This is a genomic window from Microcystis aeruginosa LEGE 91341, assembly GCF_015206885.1.
GTDB classification, from domain to species: Bacteria; Cyanobacteriota; Cyanobacteriia; order Cyanobacteriales; family Microcystaceae; genus Microcystis; species Microcystis aeruginosa_H.
Map to the genome: position 1 here is coordinate 1 of NZ_JADEXY010000052.1, position 22822 is coordinate 22822.

The 22822-nt window shown below is 39.8% G+C and carries 15 protein-coding genes, 2 pseudogenes and 1 riboswitch; of the genes and pseudogenes, 15 read left to right on the forward strand and 2 right to left on the reverse strand.

Annotated elements, in window-relative coordinates; translation table 11 throughout:
• Window positions 1-703: 703 nt before the first annotated feature.
• Together IQ234_RS09920 and IQ234_RS09925 are read left to right on the forward strand one after the other, a co-directional pair.
• Window positions 704-1684 carry a sodium-dependent bicarbonate transport family permease gene (locus tag IQ234_RS09920; RefSeq protein ID WP_193956972.1) on the forward strand — a complete coding sequence of 327 codons (981 nt, stop codon included), beginning with the start codon at window positions 704-706 and terminating at the stop codon, window positions 1682-1684.
• Window positions 1685-1757: 73 nt separating this feature from the next.
• Window positions 1758-2075, forward strand: coding sequence for a P-II family nitrogen regulator (locus IQ234_RS09925; protein WP_193956973.1), 318 nt, complete (start codon window positions 1758-1760; stop codon window positions 2073-2075).
• A 30-nt stretch (window positions 2076-2105) separates the two neighbouring features.
• On the opposite strand, the gene IQ234_RS09930 is transcribed toward IQ234_RS09925, so the two are convergent.
• The gene (locus IQ234_RS09930) at window positions 2106-2684 is read right to left on the reverse strand and encodes a DUF3172 domain-containing protein (protein ID WP_193956974.1); all 579 of its coding nucleotides are present in this window, start codon (window positions 2682-2684) and stop codon (window positions 2106-2108) included.
• A gap of 188 nt (window positions 2685-2872) precedes the next feature.
• A riboswitch (cyclic di-AMP (ydaO/yuaA leader) is annotated at window positions 2873-3003 on the forward strand.
• A 232-nt stretch (window positions 3004-3235) separates the two neighbouring features.
• On the opposite strand from IQ234_RS09930, the gene IQ234_RS09935 reads away from it, so the two are divergent.
• The 6 genes and pseudogenes from IQ234_RS09935 to IQ234_RS21765 all read left to right on the forward strand — a co-directional run.
• Window positions 3236-4573 carry an ArsB/NhaD family transporter gene (locus tag IQ234_RS09935; RefSeq protein WP_193956975.1) on the forward strand — a complete coding sequence of 446 codons (1338 nt, stop codon included), beginning with the start codon at window positions 3236-3238 and terminating at the stop codon, window positions 4571-4573.
• A gap of 106 nt (window positions 4574-4679) precedes the next feature.
• On the forward strand, window positions 4680-5852 hold the full coding sequence (locus IQ234_RS21760) for a glycosyltransferase (RefSeq protein WP_110579214.1): 1173 nt from the start codon (window positions 4680-4682) through the stop codon (window positions 5850-5852).
• A gap of 51 nt (window positions 5853-5903) precedes the next feature.
• Window positions 5904-7919 (forward strand): ABC transporter ATP-binding protein, encoded by a 2016-nt coding sequence (locus IQ234_RS09945; protein WP_193956976.1) that lies wholly within the window; start codon window positions 5904-5906, stop codon window positions 7917-7919.
• A gap of 237 nt (window positions 7920-8156) precedes the next feature.
• Window positions 8157-9515 (forward strand): DNA cytosine methyltransferase, encoded by a 1359-nt coding sequence (locus tag IQ234_RS09950; RefSeq protein WP_193956977.1) that lies wholly within the window; start codon window positions 8157-8159, stop codon window positions 9513-9515.
• A gap of 98 nt (window positions 9516-9613) precedes the next feature.
• Window positions 9614-10501, forward strand: coding sequence for an adenine-specific DNA-methyltransferase (gene yhdJ, locus IQ234_RS09955; RefSeq protein ID WP_193956978.1), 888 nt, complete (start codon window positions 9614-9616; stop codon window positions 10499-10501).
• Window positions 10482-10817: pseudogene (locus IQ234_RS21765) on the forward strand (restriction endonuclease); the annotation flags it as partial. The gene yhdJ and the pseudogene IQ234_RS21765, both read left to right, overlap by 20 nt.
• 31 nt (window positions 10818-10848) lie before the next feature.
• On the opposite strand, the gene tnpA reads toward IQ234_RS21765, so the two are convergent.
• The gene (tnpA, locus tag IQ234_RS09960; RefSeq protein ID WP_002740761.1) at window positions 10849-11292 is read right to left on the reverse strand and encodes an IS200/IS605 family transposase; all 444 of its coding nucleotides are present in this window, start codon (window positions 11290-11292) and stop codon (window positions 10849-10851) included.
• A 43-nt stretch (window positions 11293-11335) separates the two neighbouring features.
• On the opposite strand from tnpA, the pseudogene IQ234_RS09965 reads away from it, so the two are divergent.
• From IQ234_RS09965 to IQ234_RS09995, 7 genes and pseudogenes are all read left to right on the forward strand, one after another.
• Window positions 11336-12127, forward strand: a pseudogene (locus tag IQ234_RS09965) (restriction endonuclease); the annotation flags it as partial.
• A 59-nt stretch (window positions 12128-12186) separates the two neighbouring features.
• Window positions 12187-13821 carry a peptide chain release factor 3 gene (prfC, locus tag IQ234_RS09970; RefSeq protein ID WP_002732604.1) on the forward strand — a complete coding sequence of 545 codons (1635 nt, stop codon included), beginning with the start codon at window positions 12187-12189 and terminating at the stop codon, window positions 13819-13821.
• Between the two features lie 112 nt (window positions 13822-13933).
• Window positions 13934-14644 (forward strand): lysophospholipid acyltransferase family protein, encoded by a 711-nt coding sequence (locus IQ234_RS09975; RefSeq protein ID WP_193956979.1) that lies wholly within the window; start codon window positions 13934-13936, stop codon window positions 14642-14644.
• 284 nt (window positions 14645-14928) lie between these two features.
• A complete protein-coding gene (locus IQ234_RS09980; RefSeq protein ID WP_193956980.1) occupies window positions 14929-15960 on the forward strand; it encodes a GntR family transcriptional regulator in 1032 nt (343 codons plus the stop codon).
• Window positions 15961-16213: 253 nt separating this feature from the next.
• Entirely contained in the window at window positions 16214-17338 is a 1125-nt protein-coding gene (locus IQ234_RS09985) for a vWA domain-containing protein (protein WP_193956981.1), read from the forward strand.
• A gap of 18 nt (window positions 17339-17356) precedes the next feature.
• The gene (locus IQ234_RS09990) at window positions 17357-20503 is read left to right on the forward strand and encodes a tubulin-like doman-containing protein (RefSeq protein WP_193956982.1); all 3147 of its coding nucleotides are present in this window, start codon (window positions 17357-17359) and stop codon (window positions 20501-20503) included.
• Window positions 20504-20603: 100 nt separating this feature from the next.
• Window positions 20604-22820 (forward strand): methyl-accepting chemotaxis protein, encoded by a 2217-nt coding sequence (locus tag IQ234_RS09995; RefSeq protein ID WP_193956983.1) that lies wholly within the window; start codon window positions 20604-20606, stop codon window positions 22818-22820.
• Window positions 22821-22822: the final 2 nt, after the last annotated feature.

The window sequence follows — 22822 nt, forward strand, 5'->3', positions numbered from 1 at the left end:
GTTTCAGGCTTTGTTGCCCTTGTTTTTTGTACCAAGCGATGTACTACAAGAAGGATAATGCAAGGTTTTTGAAAGTCCCAATCCTATTTTCGCAGCATGAACATCGGACTTTAACAGGTCAAAAGCCTTATTTTAAAAGGGTTTTACCATTATTCAGCAAGCCCTAATTAATTTTTCACGGTTCAAAAACGGCAAAAATAAGGATTAAATGGCATAAAGTGTGTAAATAGACTATTTAACTGATTATTATTCATTCTTAATTCTCCTGACTCCTGACTCCTGACTCCTGACTCCTAACCCTAGCAACAATTTTTGGTTTTTACAAAAGGTCTATTGTAGAGGGGGAAAAGGGAGAGGGGAGGGGGGAGAAAAGCTGACGGCTTCAAGATAGCTGATCACTGAAACATCACCCATCTTAATTGTTTTGAGCGGCCATTGTTAAGCGTTTTAATCTGGTTCTTAAGTATCTAAGCACAATTAATTACACATCTAAGCCACTACTCCGTCAGACTTCTGCGGTGGTGAGCAAACAGAGAACTGAAAACTCAAATCCGATCCCTAATAGCTGCATCCCGTCTCCCGTCTCCTGTCTCCTGTCTCGGAGTCTCGACTAGGAAATTAATTTTGCACGACTACTTAACATTTTGCCAGTATTCTCAAAATTGAATAGTATAGATTGGAATAACTCAATGTACGCAAACCTATGGATGGCAGCTTAATCCTGTTCAATATTCTCAATCCGCCGGTTTTGTTCTTTTTCTTAGGAATGCTGGCAGTATTTTTTAAATCCGACCTAGAGATTCCCCAACCACTGCCTAAACTATTTTCTCTCTATCTGTTGATGGCGATTGGTTTCAAGGGAGGTTATGAACTAGCGGAAAGTGGCATCAATAACCAAATCGCTTTAACGTTGATTGCCTCTGTGGTTATGGCTTGCATCGTTCCCATTTACAGTTTCTTTATCCTGAAAATTAAACTCGATAGTGCCAATGCGGCAGCGATCGCAGCAGCCTATGGTTCCATTAGTGCCGTTACTTTCATCACCGCCAGTTCTTTTTTAGAAAAACTTCATATTTCCTATGGCGGTCACATGGTAGCGGCCTTAGCTTTAATGGAATCGCCAGCGATTGTAGTGGGTTTAATCCTGGTGCGAGTCTTTAAAGAGAAAAATGGCGAAGAAGAAGCGTTTTCTTGGTCAAAAGTTTTACATGAAGCCTTTTTAAATGGCTCAGTATTTCTCTTAGTCGGTAGTGTTATTATTGGTATGCTCACGGGGGAAAAAGGCTGGGAAAAATTACAACCTTTCACTCAAGGGATTTTTTATGGTGCGTTAACTTTCTTTCTCCTTGATATGGGATTAGTGGCGGCGAAAAGAATCCGAGAATTAGGCAAAACTGGTTCTTTTCTCATCGGTTTTTCGGTGTTCATTCCCGTTATCAATGCTATGGTGGGGATTCTCATCGCTAAGGTTCTCGGATTTGAACAGGGCAATGCTTTATTATTCGCTGTTTTGTGTGCCAGTGCCTCTTATATTGCTGTTCCTGCGGCCATGAGAATGACTGTTCCTGAAGCTAATCCTAGTTTATACGTTTCTATGGCCTTGGCTTTAACTTTTCCTTTCAATATCATCATCGGTATTCCTCTGTACCTAGAGATGATTAAAATCATTGGCTGTGGAGTCTAAAAAGCTAGGTCAGTTTTAAATAATTCCTGTCAAATTTTTTCTATTTCACTTGTCCTTTTTGTACTTAACTACCATGCTTGAATCCCCTCATCCTTCCCTACAAACTGTCAAAAAAGTAGAAATAATTGTTAGTCATGCTTTTCTGGAAGAAACCTTAAACGTTCTTGATGTTGTCGGAGTTTCCGGTTATACCGTCCTTGGCAATGCTTCGGGAAAAGGCGATCGAGGTTTATCCTGTGATGACTTGGATTGTGATTACAGTGGTAGCTATATTATGACGGTTTGTAATAGTGACGAACAACTCGATCATCTGATCGATAAAATCCAGCCTTTTTTAAAAAAAGCTGGCGGGATTTTTGTTGTGACTACGGCCCAATGGCTAACTCATTAGACCTCAGTCAGGAGAAAGAACTTTTCTAGTTTAGAATTTATCTGTATCTGGTCTGGGGCCCACAGCACCGGCGGGATTAACGAAAAGATTACCCCCAGCCTCATTTTGGAAGATACAATCGATTTTCGGTTTGCCTTCCAGAGGGCCGGTATAACCAAAGGTATTCATCCGGTTTTTACAACTTTGTACCTGCTGTCCATCGACTAATTTTTGTTGTTCTAAAATTGACCAGTTATTGCGTCGCAAAACGCAACCGGGTTGCATGACTGGTTGGGTAACAAAAACATTAAAGGGGTTAAGAGTGACATAAACCCGCAAATCGGTGACAATGGCACTGGCCCCAAATTGCACGCATAATTCCGCATTGGGGGCGCTGCGATCGATTACTTCTCGGGAAGCGACGTTTTCGGGGCTAAAATTGGCAGTGGAACTGAATACCAGACCGAGACCAACTCCTAGTACAAAAATACCACCAATCAGGGCGATCATGGTATAGTTTAATTTTGCCAATAGGCCTCCGGGGGACGAAGCGCGGGAGTCATCGCCATAGGAGCGGTCATAATCACGATCACGCGATCGAGGAGGAGTATAACGAGGTCTTCTATTCATAGAAATTGCTGATGTGGCCGCTATGGCGGTCAGTCGTTGGCTATTAGCTTATCATTGTTCTATCCTAGCAACCCGGGGGATAACCGACAGGATAGGTCTGGTATAGGGCTATATCGTTTTTTTTGGGTTAGTATGCTATGGTGGATCACTAAACAGAGTAAGTCAGCCTAATCCGAGTTTCTATGCTAGATATTAGCTAGACAAATTCGGAGCGGAGGAACCACATTTGGGGGCGTATTTCTAGATTTTTTAGCCTAGAAAAGGATATCTCTCTATCCTAGCCCGTCAGCTAACTTCGTAGGCGTGGGGGGGAAGACTGAAGCATCACTACATTCCTAGTAATGTCTTGATCGGTTCAGTTATGTCGCTGGTACTACTTGATAGTCATAACTTACAGGAGACATTGTTTATGGGGATTCTCATGTCAGCTTACCGATCACAACAATTTTAAGATTTTCCGTAGATAACCATATTTTCTATGAGTTTGCTGTACATTTTTCGAGCAAACTTTTAGTTGTATCGAGAAACCAAGAGTAAAAATAGGATCAAAAATGCTGGAATCTTTACCAATGTGGATTGCTGCGATGACTTTTGTTGCAGTCATTGTGGTTATTATGTTCGAGTGGCTTCATATTACTGTAGCGGCTTTACTGGGAGCTTTAATCTTAGTTTTTACCCATATCATGACTCTCCAGGAGGCGGTGGGTTATATCAGTCGCAGTTATGCCACTCTCGCCCTATTTTTTGGGGTGATGGTGTTAGTAAGAGCCTTTGAACCAACGAAAATTTTTGATTATTTAGCAGCACAAATGGTGCTTTTAGCCAAGGGACAAGGCAAATTATTACTAATAGGAATTGTCGCTATTACTACCCCAATCTGTGCAGTATTGCCCAACGCTACAACGGTGATGTTATTAGCACCTTTAATTCCGCCCCTAGCTCAAGATATAGGGGTGGATTTTGTGCCGCTCTTAATCCTGATGGTTTTCGTGGCCAACAGTGCAGGATTATTAACTATTGTTGGTGATCCTGCTACTTATATCGTCGGTGATTCTATTAACATCACCTTCATGGAATACCTACAGCGTTTGAGTTTAGGTGGGGCCTTGGCAGTGATTACCATTCTGGTTATGTTACCTTGGTTATTCCCCAAAATCTGGCGAACAAAATTCGAGCATTTAGAAGACTTACCCCATCCGCAAATTAATCATCCGCGCGTCCTAGCTCTGGGAGGAATTATCGTCTTTTTGGTCTTATTTTTATTCGTCGTCGGTGAATCTTTTCCCGTACCCCTTGCTCCGGCGGCAGTTGCTCTGATGGGGGCAGCTTTAGCCCTACTTTTAGCCCAGCAATCGAAGATAGATACGGTGCATAATATTCTCCGAGATGTGGACTGGAGTACCCTATTATTTTTTATGTCAATTTTTGTCCTAATTGGCGGCTTAGAAAAAACTGGGGTAGTTAATAGTGTATCGGGATTTCTGTCGATAATTTTAGGACAAAATATCTTTTTAGGTTCTCTAGTCTTGCTGTTTTTTGTTGGCCTTGTTTCCAGTGTTGTTCCGAATATTCCCTTAGTGGTGGCCATGGTTCCACTACTGAAACAGTACCTTGTTAATGTTAATTTAGTCGGGACGGAGGTTCTTTCTGCCGATTATGCCGGTTCCTTTCCCCCAGAAGTTTTACCGCTTTTCTATGCGATGATGTATGGGGCAACCCTAGGGGGTAATGGTACTTTAGTAGGGGCTTCTTCTAATATTGTCGCCGCCGGCATCGCCGAACAACACGGAGGCAAAATTACCTTTCATACCTTTCTGCGCTACGGTTTACCAGTGATGTTTACTCAGTTAGTCGTCTCGGCTATGTATATGTTAGTTTTCTTTGTCTAGTCTATCTCTGGGGGTATTAATGTTAAGTCCGTTTAAGATTGACAAGAACGTTAACATCGATTAACATTCTCCTATCGTGCTAGATAATCTGGATTGAGCGGCGATCGTGAACAAAAAAATCTCTGTTTTAGCACCAGATTTATCCGGTGGTGGTGGCACAAGAGTCTATTTGATTGCTCAAGTCTTGCAACAGCTAAACTGTCAGGTGACGGTTTATGGTCCGATTTTTGGCCGGGAAATCTATCCCACCCCACCGCAGAGTTTACCGGTGGTATCGGTCAAAGGCAATAATTATCCCCAGTTTTTTGGCCAGATCAAAACTTTACTCGATCGCATCTCCGGAGAGATTATCTATGCGGTTAAACCCCGTCCCACCAGTTTCGGCATCGGTTTACTGAAACGTTTTTTTTCCCCACGTCCCCTAATTCTCGATATTGACGATTGGGAAATGAGTTGGTTTGGTGGCGATCGATGGTCCTATCGTCCTTATCCTCGACAATTAGCTAGGGATATCCTCAAAAAAAATGGTGCGCTTAGGGATCCGAATCACCCTCTTTATCTGCGTTGGATGGAAAATTTAATTAACCGCGCTGATGCGGTGACGGTTAATAATCAATTTTTGCAAAAGCGTTATGGGGGGATTTATTTACCGAATGGCAAGGATACGCAACTTTTCGATCCCAATCTCTACGATCCTGTCGCTTGTCGTCAAAAATACGGTTTATCTGCCTATAAAGTCTTAATGTTCCCGGGTACAGCTAGACCCCACAAAGGTTTAGAAGATGTCTTAATCGCTTTAGATCAAATTGGTGATCCTGATTTTAAATTGGTGGTGGTGGGAGGTCGCCAAATCGGGGATGGTTATCTGGATAGCTTGCTAGAAAAAGGTCAACCTTGGTTAATTCATTTACCTGCTCAACCGAGCGATCAAATGCCGGAAGTTATCGCCGCTGCCCATGCTATTATCGTTCCCCAGAGGGATGAAGCTACGGCTAACGCCCAATTTCCGATTAAACTCACCGATGGTATGGCCATGGCTAAACCGATTATTTCCACTAAAGTGGCAGATATTCCCGAAATTTTAGCTGATATTGGCTATTTAGTCGAACCTAGATCGCCAGAGCAACTAGCTGCTATGATTAGCGAAGTTTTTAATCATCTCGACTCGGCTAATGCACGAGGACTAAAAGCGAGAGAGCGCTGTATCGCCTCCTATAGTACCACCGCCATGGCGACAACTCTTTCTCGGCTAATTACTTCTCTGGAAGGGAAATATTAGAGTCTAGCGAGTAGGATAATTGACCGTTGACTATTTACTTTATTACTTGCGATGAATCCTAATCAAATTCTGCTTAAATATACGCTGAAACACTGGATATTAGTGGTTTCCAGCATTATTATAGGCTTTGCCAGTACCATATTTAATGGGGTAGGAACTGTTTTAGTTATCCCTTTGCTAATTTCTTTTATTAATCCTGAAAATGATCTCTTAAAAAATGCCCCCCAAATTATCAAAAAGCTGCTCTCAGTTTTTGAGATTTTCTCGGTCGATACTCGTTTTTTCTGGATGTTTGCGGCGATATTAGGGGTTTTAATCCTCAAGCATATTACCAATTTTGTCAGTAATTTGCTAGGCACTTACTTGTCTTTAATTATGGCAAAAGATATGCGAATTGATTCAGTTATTCTGCTGCTAGAAGTGGATATAGATTATTATGTAAAAAGTAAAATAGGAGATATTTTTAATCGTTTTATGTCCGAGATTAATCGGGCTGTAGCATCAATTAGAAATTACATAAACCTGATTAAGGTCATCGCCACAGCTTTCATGTACTTGGCTATTTTATTATCAATTTCTTGGCAATTAACTATTCTTTCTAGTGTTTTGGGTGGCTTTTTAGGTCTGCTTAATCAATATTTTGTCAAGAGATCGAAAAAGTTTGGAGAGATTATCACCGTAACGGCTAAACAGCAAACTAATAAACTGTTGGAACTGTTAACGGGAATTCGGCTAATTAAAGCGGTAGGAAATGAAAGATACGAATTAGAATCTATTGTAGAAGATATCGAAGCTAGGGAGAAAGCAGGTTTAGATGCCCAGACTAATAATGCTATAATCGCCCCGCTCAATGAGATCGGTGGAGTTGTTATTATTGCTTTAATTATCATTGCTGGTCGTTATCTTTTCAATGAACAACTGCAAGCTTTAGCGACAATTTTATTGACCTATCTCTATGTGCTTTTCCGGGCCTTGCCGATGGTTAGTCAAATTAACAGTGCTAGGGGTAGTCTATTGGGTGATGTTTCAGCAGTGGAGGTGGTAGCCGATTTTCTCATTCGAGAGAATAAACCATTTATGACTAATGGCTCTATTCCCTATCAAAGATTAGAGACAGGTATTCATTTTGATAACGTCCAATTTTCCTATCCTGGTCATCAAGAATTAGTTCTCAAGGGCATCGATCTGTGGATTCCAAAAGGAAAAATGATCGCTCTTGTTGGTGCTTCGGGGGCGGGAAAATCGACAATTGCTGATTTATTACCACGCTTTTATGATCCCACAGCCGGGAGAATTCTTTTTGATGGTCAAGATTTAAGGGATTATGAGATCAAATCTCTGAGAAAAGCCATGGGAATAGTCAGTCAAGACACTTTTCTCTTTAATAATTCTCTCCGTTTTAATATTGCCTACGGATTAAGCGATGTTAGTGATGCAGAAATTGTAGCAGCGACAAAAAGGGCGAATGCCTACGAGTTTATCTCCAAACTGCCGGAAGGATTGGATACGGAAATTGGCGATCGGGGAGTAAGACTTTCGGGAGGACAAAAGCAAAGATTAGCGATCGCTCGTGCCTTACTGCGAGATCCAGATATTCTCATTCTCGATGAAGCTACCAGTGCTTTGGATACAATTTCTGAGCGTTTAGTACAGGAAGCGATCGATGAACTCTGTCGCGAGCGCACTACTCTTGTGATCGCTCACCGTCTTTCCACTGTTCAAAAAGCCTATCAAATTGTGGTGCTGGACAAGGGAAAAGTGGCAGAAATCGGCAATCATGAGGAATTATTGGCTCAAGGTGGTCATTATGCCCATTTACACGCTCTGCAATTTAGTGATAGCAAAGGGGCTGACTCTAAGAATAGGGAAGATGAGCAAAAAAGAAAAGCTTATTTATCCTACGAAGCGAGAAGCAGTCTTAATAGTCTTTTAGGTTCTTTGCGTCTAGTATCTGAAGATTTAATCGAAGATTCTCAGGAGAAACAGGAAATTTTAGAAGAATCCTGTAGTTCAGCTATGCGACTTCTCCACATTATCGAAGACTACGAGTATTCCTCGACTCGATAGATCTCCTGCAAAAATCAAAAATCTTCCGTTAGGTGATGAGTCAGTTATCAGTTATCAGTTATCAGTTATCAGTTCACTGAGAAAACTCCCCACACCCTACACCCCACACCCTACACCCTCTTTCAATTCAGGAGACAGGAAATTTGCAGGAGGTTTCTAGAAAAAAAACTTAAGTTATACTAAAATAGTTAGTACAGACAGGTATCTTCCCAGACGGTGAAAAGGAATTATTTACCCTTGAAAACCACAGTTAAAGTCAGCACACAAACCCAATTACCCCTACATCTAGTTATTACCCATCCCCAGTATCGTTTTGTCGATTTATTCGCGGGAATCGGTGGTTTTAGAATCGCTTTGGAGAAATTGGGAGGACGTTGTTTAGGCTATTCAGAAATCGATAAACAGGCAATCCAAGTTTATCAACAAAATTTTATTAGCTATCTCAACAGGGATGAAATTGCTTTCGGAGATGTGAGTAAAATTAGCAATTTACCCGATAATCTTGATCTTATTGTCGGCGGCGTTCCCTGTCAACCTTGGTCGGTGGCGGGATGTTTACGGGGATTTGAGGATCCCCGGGGAAAACTCTGGTTTGATGTGATTAAATTAGTCCAGAAAAGTCAACCGAAAAGCTTTATTTTCGAGAATGTCAGTGGGTTAGCTAGTCCTCGCAATCGGGAGAATTTAGAGTTAATTATCGATGAATTAACTAGCTGTGGTTATCAAGTTTACTGGCAGTTATTAAATGCCTACGATTTTGGTTTACCCCAGAATCGAGAGAGAGTTTTTATCGCAGGAATTAGACAAGATATAGACAACTATGAGCGGTTTAAATTTCCCTTACCTTTGGGTATCCATCCGAAGGTTTTAGATATTTTAGAAGACATCAAGAATATTCAACCCGTCGAGAAAGTTAAGTTATCCGCAGATACTTTATTTAATGGGTTTGTTCCTCCATCGAGAACTCGTTTTCAAAAAGAAGATGAATTAAATGACTTCTTTATTTTTTCTGATCTAAGAAATGGTCACACCACTATTCATTCTTGGGATATTATCAAAACTACGGAACGACAAAAAAGTATCTGTTTAGCTTTGCTGAAATTAAGACGCAGTAAAAAGTATGGCGAAAAAGATGGTCATCCCGTGGCTTTTTCTGCTTTTTTGGAAATTATACCCGATCTAAAAATCGAGGAACTAAATCAGTTAGTTTCTCTGGGGATTTGTTGGCAAACGCAGGAGGGTAAGTATGAATTTATTAACTCAAAAAATATGACGGGAATTAACGGCATTTATCGGATTATTTTACCGACGGCCGATATTATTCCTACCCTAACCGCTACGGGTGCTAAAGATTATATTGCTACTATTTCAATTACCGCTACTCATCCCCAAGAATACAAACAATTGTTTTTAAAGAAAATCTATAAACCCAAAAAGTTTCGAGAAATTACTCCCCAAGATGCGCGTAAATTACAAGGATTCCCCGATAATTTTATCTATCATCCACAGCCAGCTATTGCCAAAAAACAATTCGGAAACGCTGTTCCTATTACTGTAGTGGAAGCAGTAGCAAGAAATTTACTACAAGTTATCTAATACTAGGATGAAGATTATCTTAACCTAGTTGTCAAGGAGATTAAAAATTGAACCATTTTCTAGTAAAAATCCAACTACTTTAAATTGAAAAAATGATCATGTTTAAACGATACGAAGCTGATGAACAAGTTATATTTCACGGTGATTCTTTGCCGATTTTATCCAGTGAGATTGCCTCTAATTCCGTAGATCTAATTTTTCTCGATCCTCCCTATAATATAGGTAAGCATTTTGCCGATTTTTACGACAAATGGGAATCGGAAAATGATTATATAAATTGGGCAAATCAAATTCTTGATCATTGCCTTCGCATCTTGAAACCCCAGGGAACATTATATGTTATGGCCAGCACTCAAGCAATGCCTTACTTCGATCTTTACTTAAGACAAAAAATGACGATTCTTAGTCGTATTATCTGGCATTATGATAGTTCAGGAGTACAAGCAACAAAATACTTTGGTTCGATGTATGAACCAATACTTCACTGTGTGAAAGATAAAAATAATTACACTTTTAATTCAAAGGATATTAAGATAGAAGCAAAAACTGGAGCAAAACGAAAACTAATTGATTATAGAAAAGCGATTCCCAGTCAATACAATACAGAGAAAGTACCGGGCAATGTCTGGTATTTCCCTAGGGTAAGATATCGCATGGATGAATACGAAAATCATCCCTCACAAAAACCTGAATCATTGCTAGAAAGAATTATTTTGGCCAGCACTGACAAGAGTGGAATTGTGCTTGATCCATTTGCCGGAACTTTTACAGCTGCAGCTGTAGCTAAACGTTTGGGAAGAATTTCTATTAGTATAGAATTACAAGAGGAGTATTTAAAAATTGGTCTTCGACGGATTCTCGGATGGCAAGAATACAAGGGAGAAAAGTTACTCCCTCCTCAAAAAAGCTATAGTAGAAAAAGCGAAAATAAACAAGAATCTAACTTTGTACAGGAGAGTCTTTTCGATGTCGATAGTCAAGCATGAATTCACCAAGATAATTATTAAAATTATCGATAATTACTTTCCCAATCGGGGAAATAGCATTTTAAATGCTAGTGAGTTATTGCAATATTTGAACATTAAAACTAGAGCCGCTAATCGAGGTTCTAAATCCCGAGCAGGATTGGCTAACCATTATGCCATTTATGTTTTAGTGGAAGACTATATTAATAATGAGTTTCATCTTAAGGATGGATACGACGATTATCAAGGCGCTCAGTATATGACACTTTTTCGCAGGCAAAGGGAGCTTCCTTTTGGCGATAAATTACAAAATCATGCTCTCAATCATCGAATGAACTACCCCGCCGCAAGCGGACGGGGTATCAGAATCAAAATAGACTCAATTGTAGATTTTGGTGTAGCTGCAGGTATTCTTTATCTTGTTCTTTTACATATCTCGCTATCATACCTTCATCCCCATGCTTTCCTACCGTACTTGCGTAATATCCATCACTCCAAAACTCTCCTCCCCACAACTGCTTTTTCACTTGAGGACACTTTTTGAAAATTTCTCTCGCCGTTATACTTTTAATCATTGTCACTATCCTTGTCACACTATAGGTCGGTACTGATTGCACCAGAAAATGCACATGATCTTTATCCACTCCAATTTCTACAAACTTGATCTCATATCGTTTTTCCATCTCTAGACAGACTTCTTTTAACAAGCTATCTACCTGTTCGTCGAAAACGGCTTTACGATATTTGGCTGGGAACACTAAATGATATAGCAAAACACTTACATTATGGCTCTTATGGATGTATTCACTCATTTTTCTATTATACGCCGCGAGCGGCGGGGAATTAGACCCGAAGAGATTAAATCAGGAATTTAAAAAGTATTTTCCTACTTTATCTTATCTGCCTATAATTAGAGATGTGAAAACCAATAGATACTGGATTAATGAGAATTTAATTAAGTTTTATCTAGAGGGTAATCAAGTTAATATTGCCCTGGTCATTATAGATATAATTGATGCCTATGTGCAAACAAGACAAAAAGCATTTAATCAATTTATCAGCTATTGTCAACAGATGATTGATATTCAACAGCAAGAACCCCAGAGAGCCATTGAATTTATTCGGAGTTTACTCAGACCAAACATTGATGCTAGAGTTTTTGAGATTGTCAGTTATGCAATTCTTAAAGAGTATTATGGGGAACAGAAAATATATTGGGGATGGTCGCCTGATCGCTTAAATTCTGAATACTTACTTTTATATAAAACTGGTCGAACAAATGCCAATGACGGGGGGATAGATTTTGTCATGAAACCCCTAGGTCGATTTTTTCAAGTTACGGAAACGATAGCTGCTGATAAATATTTTTTAGATATTGATAAAGTGCAAAAATATCCCATTACTTTTGTGGTTAAAACTGAGCAGACTTGCGAGGAAATTTTAGAAAAAGTTGCGGAGCAAGCTAAGATAAGATACAAGATCAGGGCAATTGTCGAAAGATATCTAGAATCTGTAGAGGAAGTGATCAATATTCCCGAATTAATCAACCGTTTTGAGCGGGTTTTAGCTCAAGGTAAAGGAGGAGCGGTAATTGCAGAAATGGTTTTACAGAGCCGGATTGAGTTTAACCTAGAATCAGACCCATAAAGATATCTAACTCCCCAGCTAAACTAGAATAGAAAGATAGGAAAGCGATCGAACTTAGAATGACGACCGAAATTGAAAAAGAACTAGAAACCAGCGAAGCTGTCTTGGAAAAACGGCGAAATTTTGCCATTATCTCCCACCCTGACGCGGGAAAGACCACCCTGACCGAAAAACTGTTACTATACGGGGGTGCAATCCATCAAGCGGGTGCAGTCAAAGCAAGACGCGACCAACGCAAAGCCACCTCCGACTGGATGGAAATGGAAAAACAACGGGGAATTTCGATTACTTCCACGGTTTTACAGTTCGATTATCGTGATTTTCAGATTAATCTCCTCGATACTCCCGGCCACCAAGATTTTAGCGAAGATACCTATCGTACCCTAGCCGCTGCCGATAATGCGGTGATGTTAATCGACGCGGCCAAAGGTTTGGAACCGCAAACGAGAAAACTCTTTGAAGTGTGCAAACTGCGTCAGTTACCCATCTTCACCTTTGTTAACAAAATGGATCGCCCCGGCCGCGAACCTCTGGACTTATTGGACGAAATCGAGCGAGAATTAGGATTACAAACCTATCCCGTCAATTGGCCGATCGGAATTGGCGATCGCTTTCGGGGAGTCTTCGATCGAGCAACCCAGACCATACACCTGTTTGAACGTCGCTCCCACGGCTCTCAGGAGGCGCAGGAAACCGTGATCGAGCTTGGCGACCCCAAAATTGAGGATTATCTCGAAAAAGACCTGTATTACCAGTTAAAAGAGGATATAGAACTGCTCTCGGAATTGGGTGCAGAATTGGATTTGCCAGCAGTCCACGCAGGAGAAATGACCCCGATCTTTTTTGGTAGCGCCATGACCAATTTTGGGGTGAAATTATTCCTAGAATCCTTCCTCGACTATGGATTGCCACCCAGAGGACGCAATTCCTCCCTAGGAGTCCTTGATCCCACCTATCCCGATTTCACCGGTTTTGTCTTCAAACTGCAAGCAAACATGGACCCCAAACATCGGGACCGGGTGGCCTTTGTGCGGGTATGTACGGGGAAATTTGAGAAGGATATGGTAGTAAACCACGCTAGAACTGGTAAAACTATCCGTTTATCCCGTCCTCAGAAACTTTTTGCCCAAGATCGCGCAGTTATTGAAGAAGCTTATCCCGGAGATGTGATCGGATTGAATAACCCCGGGGTCTTTGCGATCGGTGATACGATTTATATGGGTAAAAAGCTCGAATACGAAGGTATTCCCTGTTTTTCTCCAGAATTATTCGCCTATCTCAGAAATCCTAACCCTTCCAAGTTCAAACAGTTTCAAAAAGGAGTCTCGGAATTACAGGAAGAAGGGGCCGTACAGATATTATCCTCGATCGATGAATTTAAACGCGACCCAATTTTAGCCGCTGTCGGTCAATTACAGTTTGAAGTGGTGCAATTCCGTCTTTTAAGCGAGTACGGAGTCGAAACTACCCTCGAACCCCTAGCCTATAGTTTAGCCCGTTGGGTAGCCGGGGGTTGGGCCGCTTTAGAAAAAGCCGGTAAACTCTTTAATACTTTAACTGTCAAAGATTATTGGGGTCGTCCCGTCTTATTATTCAAAAATGAGTGGAATTTACAGCAAGTTAAAGAAGATCATCCCTCTTTGCAATTAAACTCGATCGCACCGGTAGGATCGGGAGTAGAACCGCAATCCTAACTATTAATCCCCCAAGACAATTGCCGAACTGGTCAGGACAAGATAGCGACCCCCAGACAACTACTCTAAAGTAGAAATGGTCAGAAAGTCTCGATCTTTCCTAACACTTCGGATGTCTCAAAGCACTATCGTTGACGAGTCCCTCTCCATTAGAAAAAGTCCTCCTGTCAATTCCCGAATTAATCCCTGTTTAATTCGCTTTTGTTATTTTCTGGGAAACTATCTAGTTTTACCAGCTTTTTTCAGCAAAATAACGGTGACAGGCCAGGAAAATATCCCCCTAACGGGAGGTGTCATCTTGGCACCTACCCATCGTTCCCGTTGGGATGCCTTGATTTTACCCTACGCGGTGGGACGCTTAGTTAGTGGACGGGATTTGCGCTTTATGGTTTCCGCTAACGAGATGAAAGGGGTACAAGGTTGGTTTATCCGACGTTTGGGGGGTTTTCCCGTCAACACCGATCACCCCGGTATGGGTAGTCTGGTCCATAGTGTCGAACTTTTGGCCGAGGGGGAAATGGTGGCGATTTTTCCGGAAGGGGGTATCTGTCGCGATCGAGTGGTTCATCCCCTTAAACCGGGAGTAGCGCGGATTGCGTTGGAAGTCAAGACGATGAAACCCGATGCCGATATCAAGATTTTGCCAGTAAGTATTAGTTATAATCAGCCTTACCCTGGATGGGGAAGCGAAGCAACAGTAAATATCGGTCAAGGGATTAATGTGCTTGATTATCAACAAAATTCGCTAAAACGGGAAACTGTCCGCTTAACCAAAACCTTGAGCGATCGCTTAAAACTTCTCCACGAGGATCAATCCCCTTAATCAGCTGTTGACTATCTACCGCACAAGTGGGATTTCGGGGACGGATTAAAATTATTGTTTTAACTATTTTTCAGCAAAAAAGTGGCTTTTCTAGTTTAAATAAATAATACTAAATCTGGTTATTAGTGCATGAGTAGAAAACGGGTTTCTCGGAGAAACCCGTTTTCTGTGCGTTACTCAACGGATTTAGTATAACATCTTGGTTTTTGCTGCTTCTGGCTCCTGAATACTGCCTCGGAAACCCCTTAGATCAGGGAAGATGTCCGATTGTTGCAGGGGGTCTAATGATAGAATGGGCATCAGCGAAAGTAGTTTGTGAGCGAAGTGATCCGATGCAGTTCCAAATCCAGCCAGACAGTGAAATACCCGCCTCTAAGCAATTATTTGACCAAATTCGCTTCGCTATCGCCTCTCGTCAGTATCCACCGGGCCATCGTTTACCTAGTACCCGTCAACTAGCTATGATCACGGGATTACACCGTAATACGATAAGTAAAATTTATCAACAACTGGAAGACGATGGGTTAGTGGAATCCATAGCAGGTTCGGGGATTTATGTCAAGGCTCGCGGACATGAAAACGATAATTTATTGGGTTCGCCCCTATTGGAACAAAATCCAGAAATAGGCCGACTAATTAGCCAGAGTTTAGCCAGTTTTCTCGCTCAAGGTTTAACTCTAGAGCAAATTCGCGAGTTATTACTGGCGGAAATCGATTGGCGATCGCAGTGTAGTTCTCAAGTTCTTGTCACCATTCCCCGTCACGATTTGGGTGCAGGGGAACTAATGTTGAGAGAATTAGAGCAATCCCTCAAAATTCCCGTCCAATTAGTGGCAATGGAGGATTTAGCCCAAGTTTTAGCCAATACTAAATCTGCCACTGTTGTCACCAGTCGCTATTTTATCAGTGTGGCGGAGGAAATTGCCGCTCCTTTTCACCTGCGAGTCATTCCCATCGATATCTACGATTACAGCAAAGAATTGGCATTAATCAAAAAATTACCCACCGATAGCCGTTTGGGGATTGTCAGTATTAGCACCGGTATTATTAAGGTGGCCGAAATTTTAATTCATAGTTTACGGGGTGATGATTTATTAGTTATGTCCGCTCAAATTCATGAAACGGATAAGTTAAGAGTTTTAGCCAGAACTTCCCAGACAATTATCAGTGATCAAGCGAGTTATACTTTAATTAAAAATCTAATTAAGGAAGTGCGATCGGATTTAATTCGTCTGCCAGAAATTATCTGTAGTGATAATTATATTGGGGATAAATCAATTCAATTGCTCAGACGAGAATTAGGATTAGGTGGTTAGATGATAAGCTAGGACACATTTTAACCTCTGAATCTTCCCCCTTTGCTGTTACCTCTTGCCTTATCTCAACAAGCAATTTAAATGCGCGAGCAGCTGAACTTTAAAATTTAGTTTAATCTATGGTCACTATTGACAATGACCTAGAGTAAGTCGAGAATAAAAGCGAAAAAAACTTTTTAAGAAGTATTAACTTTTTAGTACAATGGCGGAAGGATAGGGATAAGCTCAATTTTTCACTCTTGAACGAGGCTAAATGAAAAGTGCTGACTGTTTAACGGTATCCCCTGGAGAACCGCTTACCGATTGGCAAAAACTCGGATTAGATTTGGTGGCTCGTTGGCAGGGACGAGATGTTATCCTAGCGATCGATCTTACCGGTAGTGTTAACTTTAATGATGAAGGACGGACGCGCCTCGGTCAAATTATTCGCGACAGTTTAAAAAATAACGATTCCGTTTATTTACTTCCCTTTGCTGATAATATCCAACCGATTGCAGAACCGATTTTAATTCGCGGAAAGGAAGATATAGACGCGGTTTTAAAAGCGATTCCTTGGCAATCTAGCCAGAGTGCTAAAAATACCGATATTCAGCGCGCAGAATGGCACGTTTATACTCGACTGGCACGCTTAAATCAGTGTCGTTTAACTGCCAATCAAGCTATCAAACCCCAGTCGGTAGTTTGGATTACCGATGCACCCCTTTCTACTGCTGCGGGGATTACTTCGCAACAGTGGATAGAAACCCCAAAAAATAGCCCTTTTCGTCTTGCTAATTCTCCCGAAAGTTTGGAAAGAAAAAACTGGCTTAATTCCCTACCAATTAATCTAAGAACCCAAGAAATTACTGCCAGTAACGGCAATAAATATAAACTATCAGTTGTTGATATTGCTCCCACAGCACAGGAGTTTTGCACTCCCGCACCGGGAGGACAAGAAACCTGTTTGATTAATCCTTATCTCTTGAGTCAGTTATGGTTGCCAGCATTGGCAATTATATTAATGGGAATGGGGGGAATAGTAGCGAGTATTTTGGGAATTCGTCACTGGTTGCGGTTAAATACTGCTTGGACTATTAAAGTCTCATCTCATCAGGATGAAGATGAAACCCAAAAATATATTTTAAAAACATCCGGAAGAATTAACATCGGTGGTGAAGAATATAATAAGAATACCTTTTCTCATGCTGGGGAAGAAATTCGCTGCTATTTAGAAAGACGCGGCAATCAGTTATATCTGAAACCCACTAAACAAGCAGAGATTTTTTATCGAGGTAATCAACTAACTCAGGAGGTAAAAATAGATAAAAATTCCCTAACTTTAACTTATCACCATAACAATCAAGATTTTGACCTACAAATTCAGATTAGCAAAAAATAACTTCAGGAGATTTAAACCATGGCTAACACCAGTCAAACCCGCGCTATCAAACGGACAATTATCATCGGATTAGGTGGTACTGGTCGAGATGTGTTAATGAGAATTCGTCGCTTTATTATTGATAAATATGGGAAGTTATCTAACCTACCCGTTGTCAGTTTTGTTCATATTGACACAGACAAAAACGCTTTCAATGGTTCGGGTTTACCCACAGGAAATAGCTATCACGGGGAAGAAATTCTTCTATCAGCTGCTGAAAGAGTATTCATTAATATGAATGCTCAAGATGTTAACAATCTCACCTATGAACTTGAACACAAAACCCTTTTTGAAAGTCCCTTTTCCCATATTGAAAGCTGGTTAGACCCAAGACTAAAAAAACAAATAACTGCCATTGAAAATGGTGCGGGGGGTATTCGTCCCGTCGGTCGTTTAGCTTTTTTCCATAACTATCAAAAAATTCAAGAGGCAATTGAAGCAGCGGAAAGACGAACTTCTGGTCATGAACCCTTTATGTTTAGCGGTAAAGTTAACGGTCAAAGTTTTAATGTCCAAGAGGGTTTAAATGTCTTTGTTGTTGGTTCTTTGTGTGGGGGAACTGGTAGCGGCATTTTCCTCGATGTGGCCTACAGTTTGCGTCATATTTTACAACAAACCGCCGAATATACATCCTTTGGTTATTTGGTAATTAGTCCTAAACTTTATGGTGATGGGGCAATTATGAGAGCTAATACCTATGCAGCTTTGAAAGAGTTAGACCATTATACCAATGAAAGTAATTCCTTTCAAGTCTGTTATGATAAACAAAATTTCGTCAACATTGATGAAAAACGTTCTCCTTTTGATTTTGCCTACTTAGTTTCTAATCGCACTGCGGGAGATTACCGGATTAATAACAAAGGTAAATTATGTAATGTCATTGCTTACAAGATTTTCTTGGATTTTGCCGATGAGTTATCTCCTCACATCAAAAGCAATCGGGATAACTATAAAGACCCGATGATTCGTAAAGATAATCATCCTTTTCAGATGTGTCAAGGTTATATCTCCTTTGGACTAGCGAGGATTTATTTTACTCGCGACCGAATTGTGCAGATTGGTCTCAATCGTTTTAGTCTCAAATTAATCAAATTTTGGTTAGAGGGATATGGTCAAAGTCCCAGTGGACAAGAGTTATTAAGTAAGTTCCTAGCTAATTGGAGTACCCAAAGTAATAAGGATTATTTTACTGCCAGATTGGAAGAAGCAACCCTAGAGAATAATAAAACTTTTTCTAAGACTTTAACCTCTTGGAAAAATTCCCTAGAGGAAGAAATATCTAATAGTCAAGATTTGGAGAATTTACCCCAAACCGTCAAGCAATCCCTAGAAAAAGAGTTTCGCAAAGTACAGGGGGGAGAAACAGATAGCAGTCGCGGAATTTGGTTAACTCTGACCCAACAAACTCAACCTAAGTTAATCGAAAAATTTAAGTCAGATATTGACCAATTTTTGGAGATTGTTCTTAATCCTGATAGCTTAGAATTTTCTTTGGAAAATAGCCTATCTTTTTTGGTCGCTTTACAAGTACAGATTAATACCTACAAGGGTAATCTAGAGGAATTATCTCAGAATAATAAAGGGTTTCATTCCTCGGAAAAAATTGATAATATTTGGCGAAATGTTAAACAAACTCTCGAAGATATAAACGGGAAAAAGTCTGTCTTCAAGATGTTTAATAAAAATGCCAATAGTGAGAGAATCAAGGCCGAGTTAAGAGACTACGTTCAAAGCGGACAAAAATTAATTCAGCATAACTTTAATTTCAGCATCAATGGGGAATCCAGAAAGATTGTTGAAGCGATTCTCAAGCATATTTCTAGTCGAATGCTGCAGATACAACAACTGAAAGAATCCCTATATCAGCTAATCACAGAATACGATAAATACGAACAGGAGTTAATGCAGTTAAATCTCGACGAGATGACTGGGGAAGGTATTTTCCCAGAGGAGAATATTGATAACTGTATCCCTGACAGTAACTCCCGAACTCAATACATTTCCGTTAGTCAAAAAGTCACCAATAATTTAGGCTATAATGCTTCCCTATTCAGTTTATTTAGCCAATCCTTTGTTATTGACAATGAGACTCTCAAAGAGACTCTAACAGCAACAATCGAGAAACAGTTTCAATCAGTAAGCACCAATAAAATTGATGCAGTAATTAAGCGATTTATGGGTCAATATAAACCCCATGATTTTCCTGAACGCTTGGCGCAAATTCTGCGAGAAGCTGATTTAATGTTACCGATAAATGTTAATGATGCTTACTATCGCTTGCATCCAGATAAAAAATTACTAATTGGGACTAAGGACGATAATTCACCCACCATGCAAAGATTCCTGAATACTCTCGAATCTGATTTAAATATTAATCGGGGGACTTCTTTTAAATCAATTCAAACGGACGAAGAAATCCTCATTACCTACGAGTTTGGTGGGTTTCCCCTAAGAATCATTACTGATTTATCTGGGTTGCAAAAAATCTATCAAGACCAAAAAAGAATCAGCATTTTACACAATGATTACAGAATAGATTTTGCTGATATTATCCCACCACCTGCCAAATTAATTGAGGAATTAGAGTTTATTTTCTATCCCGCAATTGCTCTCGGTTTACTAGAATACGATGAGGAGGATGATACTTATCAATTAGTCATCGAAGGCGATTTATTTAACAATAAGTCCATCATTGACATTAGCGGTAATTGGCGACTTGCTTTAGAACAATTTGCTTCTCGTAAGGACATGATTAATGCTTTACAGATACTGCTTAATCAGGCAAAAAATGAGATTTTAGCTAATCCTCCTCTATTATTTACTAACGAGGGTGATTATTTTCAGAACGTCAGCTATTTTGTCAATAATGTCAAAAATTTACCCTCCTATCACCCCAATTATCGCTACAAAGATAAGGTAGCTGGACAAGATGGAAATGCTCAACAGGAGGCAAAAGAAGGAATTATCACCCGTTTTGTTAATCAACTGAAAATGGAACTAGAAAAACGTGCTACTGAACAGAAAAAACTCGAAAGACAACAGCAAAAGCAACAAACTTTACTGGGAACAAACAATAACATTAGTCAACCCAGTTTACCCGCAGAGGTTAGCACTACTGATGAATGATAAAATTAATCAATCTTAATAATGTTTCCCCAGCTATCTCAGGAAACATTCACCCCCAACTCTCTCTATCAACCACAATTCGAGGTATCCAATAACTATCATGGCATTACTTAACCTTTTTCCTCCCTATCTGATTCTTTTAACTCTAGTCTTGGTTATTTTTCCCACCGTCTTAGCTGTGAGAATCCGGATGACTCTCTATAAACATCTCCAAGATTCAACTGCAAAAGTCAAGCGCTTAATTCGGGGAGAAAGTCGCGGGGTTCAACCTAAAATTATTTCTAATCTAGAGAATAGATTTAAGATAGCCAGTAGTCAACTAGATGATGTTAATACCGCAGCTTTGGTAGATGGTTTATACCATGAAGAACAATTTACTTTCATGTCTAAATCTCTTAGTTGCGAGAAATGGGATTATTTTGTAAGAGTGTTACCCAATCTCCTCCTCGCTTTTGGTTTGTTGGGAACTTTCTTCGGAATTACTCTCAATCTGACGGGAATCAGCACACTTATTGATATTAATAATGTCGATGTGCAAAGTTTAGGAGAAAAGCTCAAAACTCCCCTAGAAAGTATGGGGATTGCTTTTATCACTAGCTTAATTGGTTTAGCTTGTAGTTCTTTACTGACTGTGATTAACTTAATCTTTAACACCAACCTTGCTAAAGTAAATCTAATTAGTTCCCTAGAAGACTATTTAGATAACATCTTGCAGCCGACTGTAGAAGGGAATAGTCGCTTGGATAAAGCGGTTAATCGCATGGTGGATAAACAGCAAGCATTTCTGACTAACTTTCATACTGAGGTGACGAGAGTATTAGAATCTTCTTTAGGAAAAGTTGCTAAAGAAATTGCTGATGGTAATCAGGAAACAGCTAAGTTAGTCACCCAGGTTTGTGAAAGATTAACTGAAACTGCGGGAACTTTATCTACCGGTGCGACGACTTTTCAGCGTTCAGCTTTTGAACTTAACGAGCAAGTACCAATTATCACGCAAGCAAACCGAGAGTTTACACAATCCTCTCAGGAACTAAAAAATAGTGTACTGCTTTTTAAACAAGCGTCAGAGTTAATTGAAAAAAGTAACTTCTCTGGTAATATCGAAAGGTTTACCGCTAGTTTAGCAGAAACTCAAGCGAGATTTACTCAATCCACTGCACTACTAGAGCAGAATATCGGGGAGATTATCAGCAGTAATAAAAGAGCTAACGATTTAGCAGAACAAGTGTATTTAAATATCCAAGAATCTTCTCAAAAATTACAAAATAGTGCGCTAGGTTTTCTGGAAGCTTCCGAAAAAATCGAAAGTAGTCAATTTGCTGATAAGTTAGTGCAAGCAACCGCAGATTTAATGACTGCTCATCAACAGTTTGCCAATTCTACTACAGATTTAAACCAATCAACTCAATCTCTAGCTTCTTTAACTCAAGACTTCCACCGTTCAATGACAACTATGGTTGAGTTAGGAATAAAAATTACTGACTTGAATCAAAAATCTGAGATAATCCTAGAACAGAATCAGCAACGCTCAGTCACCGAACAAGAAAAGTTATCTAACATTCAGGGAGAATTAGTAAAATTAATCGAAACTGTGAAAACCTATCAAGATAGTTTTAACTCCGAGTCGAAACAATTAGGAAACCAACTTATCAATAGTCTCGATGAAAGACTCTCCCAAACCTCCGATAAAATCCTCACTGCTTCCCATGGTATTGAGCGCTCTAGTAATAATCTCGATGTGACTAATGCTAACCTGTCTCTGTTAATTGATACAGTGACAGAGCAACTTACTCAAGTCAAGGAAAGCTTACAGTCTGAGTTAAACCTTTTAAGCAATAACTTAGGGATGGTAGTTGATGATAAATTAACTAAGAACTCAGAACAATTAAAAGCAGTTTCCCAATCTATTGAGAAAACAGCCAATCAATTTGGTAGCCTTAAATCAGATTTTTCTCAAGTAATTAACGCAGTGAACACCAACACCAGTCAATTAACTGCTAACTTAGAATCTTTGCGAGATAAGTTAGAGAAAGTTATCGCTAAGGAAAATAAATCAAATCAGAAAATGATTGAACACATCTATGGAGAAATTCAAAAATGTTTAGCAGAACTGGAGAAAATTAACGATATGCGTTCTGACTTTTCTAACTTAAATAATAAGATGGAAGAACTTTCTGAATTTTCTAACTTAAAGGATAAGATAGAAAAACTTAAGGATGAGATGGAAGAACTTTTTGAGACAATCCCTAATCCTCCTCAAAAAGATGTTGAGAAGGGGATTAAGACTATATTTGATAACTTCACTAACAAATTCTAAGC

Excerpts from the sequence above, each read along its gene's own strand:
- IQ234_RS09920 (WP_193956972.1), top strand. The coding sequence starts at position 704 with ATGGATGGCAGCTTAATCCTGTTCAATATTCTCAATCCGCCGGTTTTG.
- IQ234_RS09925 (WP_193956973.1), top strand. The coding sequence starts at position 1,758 with ATGCTTGAATCCCCTCATCCTTCCCTACAAACTGTCAAAAAAGTAGAA.
- IQ234_RS09930 (WP_193956974.1), bottom strand. The coding sequence starts at position 2,684 with ATGAATAGAAGACCTCGTTATACTCCTCCTCGATCGCGTGATCGTGAT.
- IQ234_RS09935 (WP_193956975.1), top strand. The coding sequence starts at position 3,236 with ATGCTGGAATCTTTACCAATGTGGATTGCTGCGATGACTTTTGTTGCA.
- IQ234_RS09945 (WP_193956976.1), top strand. The coding sequence starts at position 5,904 with ATGAATCCTAATCAAATTCTGCTTAAATATACGCTGAAACACTGGATA.
- yhdJ (WP_193956978.1), top strand. The coding sequence starts at position 9,614 with ATGTTTAAACGATACGAAGCTGATGAACAAGTTATATTTCACGGTGAT.
- tnpA (WP_002740761.1), bottom strand. The coding sequence starts at position 11,292 with ATGAGTGAATACATCCATAAGAGCCATAATGTAAGTGTTTTGCTATAT.
- prfC (WP_002732604.1), top strand. The coding sequence starts at position 12,187 with ATGACGACCGAAATTGAAAAAGAACTAGAAACCAGCGAAGCTGTCTTG.
- IQ234_RS09975 (WP_193956979.1), top strand. The coding sequence starts at position 13,934 with ATGTCTCAAAGCACTATCGTTGACGAGTCCCTCTCCATTAGAAAAAGT.
- IQ234_RS09980 (WP_193956980.1), top strand. The coding sequence starts at position 14,929 with ATGATAGAATGGGCATCAGCGAAAGTAGTTTGTGAGCGAAGTGATCCG.
- IQ234_RS09985 (WP_193956981.1), top strand. The coding sequence starts at position 16,214 with ATGAAAAGTGCTGACTGTTTAACGGTATCCCCTGGAGAACCGCTTACC.
- IQ234_RS09990 (WP_193956982.1), top strand. The coding sequence starts at position 17,357 with ATGGCTAACACCAGTCAAACCCGCGCTATCAAACGGACAATTATCATC.
- IQ234_RS09995 (WP_193956983.1), top strand. The coding sequence starts at position 20,604 with ATGGCATTACTTAACCTTTTTCCTCCCTATCTGATTCTTTTAACTCTA.